The organism is Burkholderia sp. Ac-20379 (assembly GCF_017104645.1).
Taxonomy (GTDB): domain Bacteria; phylum Pseudomonadota; class Gammaproteobacteria; order Burkholderiales; family Burkholderiaceae; genus Burkholderia.
Map to the genome: position 1 here is coordinate 1 of NZ_JAAGPF010000459.1, position 4,181 is coordinate 4,181.

3 protein-coding genes and 1 pseudogene are annotated in these 4,181 nt (G+C 71.3%); all 4 read right to left on the reverse strand.

The window, feature by feature from the left end; translation table 11 throughout:
- Positions 1-285: pseudogene (locus G3N92_RS31315) on the reverse strand (hypothetical protein); the annotation flags it as partial.
- Positions 286-449: 164 nt separating this feature from the next.
- Positions 450-2,294 carry an EAL domain-containing protein gene (locus G3N92_RS31320; RefSeq protein WP_206131415.1) on the reverse strand — a complete coding sequence of 615 codons (1,845 nt, stop codon included), beginning with the start codon at positions 2,292-2,294 and terminating at the stop codon, positions 450-452.
- A 111-nt stretch (positions 2,295-2,405) separates the two neighbouring features.
- Positions 2,406-3,131: an N-acetylmuramoyl-L-alanine amidase gene (locus G3N92_RS31325; RefSeq protein WP_206131416.1), complete on the reverse strand. Its 726-nt coding sequence runs from the start codon at positions 3,129-3,131 to the stop codon at positions 2,406-2,408.
- A 180-nt stretch (positions 3,132-3,311) separates the two neighbouring features.
- The coding region (locus tag G3N92_RS31330) for a tyrosine-type recombinase/integrase (RefSeq protein ID WP_206131417.1) at positions 3,312-4,181 on the reverse strand (870 nt) is incomplete at its 5' end.

The following is a 4,181-nucleotide window of genomic DNA, read 5'->3' on the forward strand; positions in this document are numbered from 1 at the left end:
ACACCCGCGCCGCACGCCGCGCGAGGGCGCTGGCGGCAGCGCAACATCCGCCGCCGGAAACCGCTCGCCGCCCCACGCCGGTTCGGCCCCGTCGATCGCGAGCTGCGCCGGAAAATGCGAGCGCATCTGCGCGTTGACGCGCGCATAGAACGCCACGCGGCGCGCCTCGGCCGGTTGCCGCGCCAGATAGGCCAGCACGCTCGGCGCGCGCTCGGCGGCAAGCCGGCCGTCGGCGTAGGCCTGGACGTCCTGCTCGGTCGGGATCGGTTCGGGTGCGGGTTTCATGGCTGGGCGAGTCGGGTCAATCGCGGGAGTCATACGGCGAACACCGGCCGCGCCCGCTTATTCCCTGCCCGATGAAAATATTTTTCGGGCGTCGGGCCGCTCCCGCCCCGGATAAAAAGAAAGGAAAACGAAAGACTGAAAACAAGGCGGCCCGCCGCCCCGCCCTACATGCCGATCAGCGTGCGCAGCGACGCGATCGAATGCGGCCGGGCGTACCAGAAGCCCTGCGCCTCGTCGCAACCGAGCGCGAGCAGTTGGTTGGCCTGCTCGATGGTTTCCACGCCCTCGGCCGTCACGCGCATCTTCAGCGCATGCGCCATCGCGATGATGGCGGCCACCAGTTCGGCGCTGCGCGCGTCGCTCGGCAGCGGCGCGACGAACGCGCGATCGATCTTCACGCGGTTGACCGGAAAACGCGTGAGATAGGACAGGCTCGAATAGCCGGTGCCGAAATCGTCGACGGCGATCTCCACGCCGAGCTGGCGGATCGACGAGACGGTGTCGAGCGCGGCCTCGGTGTCGCCGAACAGCACGCCTTCGGTGATTTCCACTTCGAGGTTGTGCGGCGCGAGCCCGCTGTCGTCGAGCGCCTGCTCGATGATGCCGAGCAGGTTGCCGCGCCGGAACTGCTGCGGCGAGACGTTCACGCACACGCGCGGCGCGTCGTCGCGATCGCGGTGCAGGCGGCCGATTTCCCGGCAGGCGGTGCGGATCGCCCATTCGCCGATCCGGTCGATCAGGCCGCTTTCCTCGGCGATCGGGATGAATTCGTTCGGGCTGATGTCGCCCGAGCGCGGATGCCGCCAGCGCAGCAGCGCCTCGACCTGCGCGATGTGGCCGGTTTCGAGCGTGACCTGCGGCTGATAGGCGAGCCAGAACTGCTGACGGTCGATACCGCGCGAGAGCGCCGCTTCCAGCTCGAAGCGGCGCGTGGCGCGCACTTCGAGCGAACTGGAGAACGGCACGGCCACGCCGTCGCCGTCCTCGATCGCCGACGACAGCGCGACGTTCGCGCGGCGCAGCAGCGTATCGGTGTCCTCGCCGTGATCGGGATACGCGGCGATGCCGGCGCTGGCCGACACGTGCAGCGCCGCCCCGGCGAACTCGATCGACTCGCCGGCGCAGGCCACGATGGTGTCGACCAGCCGCCGCACCGACGGCGCGGGCTCGTCGCACAGCATCGCGAATTTGCCGTCGCCCATGCTGGCCACGCCATACAGATGCGGCACCTTGGTGCGCAGCCGCTCGCCCGTCACGCGCACGGCCAGTTCCACGCCGGGCAACCCGAGCGCGTTGCGGATCGTGTTGAGGCCGCCGATTTCGAGCAGCACGATGCTGAAGCAGCCGTCGGTGGCGCGGGCGCGGGCGATCCGCAGATCGAGCCGTTCGGCGAACAGCTTGCGGTTCGGCAGGCGCGTGGTGTCGTCGTAGTTCGCGGCGTACCAGAGCTCGCCGCCCGACGGCGGCTCGTTGTTGGCGCGGCTGACGAACACCACCCAGGCGTCGGTGCCGATGCCGTTCGCGCCGTTCGCCTCGGCCGGCCGCGCATCCTGGCCCGACACGTCGATGCCGCCGGCCAATTGCGCCGCCGCGCCGCGCCGGGCCGCATGCCGAACGTCGCCCGCCTCGGCCGCGTAGAGCGGCGAGAGCACGAGGCGCACCGGCAACGTGTCGCCGGCGGGCCGCTGCAGCAACCAGATCTCGCTGCCGCGCGCGAGCGCGTCCATGCTGGGCGCGGCCCAGGTGTCGCCCGGCGCGGCCAGCATCGACGGCAGGCGCAACACGGCGCCCGGCACGCCGGCGCGGCGGCCGGTGAGCCGCTCGAACGCGGCGTTGGTCCAGGTCAGCGTGCCGTCGGACGCACACAGGCACACCGGCTGGGCGGCCTGCGAGATCGCGCGCTCGATGCGGGTCGCGTCGGCGTGGCACGGCGCATCGCCGACCGCGTGGTCGATCGATTCGTCGAGCGCGGCGAGCGGTTCGGTCAGGCGCGGCTCCGGTCGTTGCATGGCGAGAGGTCGGTCAGAGGAGGCGGCGACGGGTTCCGCCGCCGCAAGCTTCAGATAGTAAGCGAATCGGGCGCGCGCGCCCGGGAAAATCGATGGCCCGCGTCACCCGCATCAGGCCGGGCCGGCCTGCGTGCACGCCTCGATGCCGGCGGCGATCGCGCCGCCGATGCGCCGGATCGTGTCCGGCTGCGCGAGCCGTCGCTCTTCGTCGGGGTTGACGATCACGCCCGCCTCGATCAGCAGCGCCGGCATGGGCGCGGTGTGCAGCACCATCAGGTCGTCGAAGCGGTGAATGCCGAGCCGGCTGTCGAGCAGCGGACGGTTCTCGCCGCGAATCGGTTCCGCGTGATAGAGCGACGGCGTTTCGCCGGCCGCCCGCATCTGCTCGCCGACCGCCTTCGCGCAGCGCAGGCTCTGCGCGTAATGCGGATTGCGCTCGGACACGAAGATCGCGTAGCCGTGGAAGTTGCGCTGACGGCCCGCGTCGAGATACTGCTGCTGGATCGAATCGTGATGGATCGACACGAACAGGTTCGCGTCGGGATGCTGCGTGGCGCGCGCGGCCAGCGCGATCTCGCGGCCGTCGGCCGAGGTGCGGAACACGCGGTCGCCGTGCGCGGCCAGATCGGCCGCGACCGCCGCCGACAAATCGAGGTTGTAACGGTATTCGACGCGGCCGCTGGCGCCGGTCGCGCCCGGATGCGCGGGCGTGTGGCCGGTGTCGACGACGATCGCGGGCGCGGCGGCGGGCGATGCGGCATGAACGGCGGGCGCGGCGCTGGCCAGCACCCCGGCAAGCGCCAGCGCGCCTCGGAGGAAACGTGTCGTTTTTGTCATCGTGGTGATAGCGGGTGTGTCGGCGGCGACGCGCGCATGCGTCGCCGGGCGTTGGCGCGACGGCGGGAATCGCGACGCATTTTACGCGCGCACCGTGCAACGAAAAAGGCGAAACAACGGGGATTCCGAGCTAAACACGACCGCGCTCGGGCCGCGCGCGTTGACACACTTACGCCGCGCTCACGATTTCGCGCCGAACGCGTCGGCCATCTGCTTGGCGCGCTTGATCTCGTCGCCGTGCAGGTAGATGGAGGTGGTCGAGATCGACGCGTGGCGCAGGTTGTCGCGCACGGTGGTCAGCTCCGCGCCGCGCGCGAGCGCGTGGGTGGCGTGCGTGTGGCGCATCCAGTGCGGGCTCGCGCGGCGCAGCTTGTCGGCGAGCGGCGGATGATCGGCGGCGAGCTGCCCGGCCACCTGCATGAAGAAGCGCTTGAGCACCTTCCAGAGCCGCACGCCGCTGATACCCGCCTGCACGTCGCCGGCCAGGCCGCCGATCACGGGCGTGTCGGGCCGCCATTGCGCCGCGACCATCGACAGGCCGCGCTCGCCCGTATAGCGCGTCAGCGCTTGCCAGGCCAGCGGCGGCAGCGCCACGCGCGCGGCCTTGCCGCCCTTGCCGACGAGGTGGATCCAGCGGTCGTCGCGCGCATCGCTGCGGATCGCGCCGAGCGTCAGATTCACGAGCTCGCTCGCGCGCAGGCCGGTGGCATAAGAGAAATCGAGCAGGAAACGCAGCCGCTGCGCCGCTGCCGGCTCCCAGCCGCCCGACCATTCGAGGCCGTCGGCGATCACGCGCACGATCTGCCATTCGCCGTCGCTGAACACGCGCGACGTGTCGAGCGCGGCCGAGCGCGCACCGCCGCGCACCTTGACGCCCGAGAACGGATTCGCGAGCAGATAGCGCTGTTCGGCCAGCCAGCGGAACAGCGCGCCGAGCACCGACAGCGCATGCGCGGCCGAGCGCGCCGACAACGCGCCCGTGAACGGCCGCCAGTCGGCCGCGCGGCGCGGGCGGATCGGGCCGGTCCAGCGTTCGGCGGGCTCGGGGCG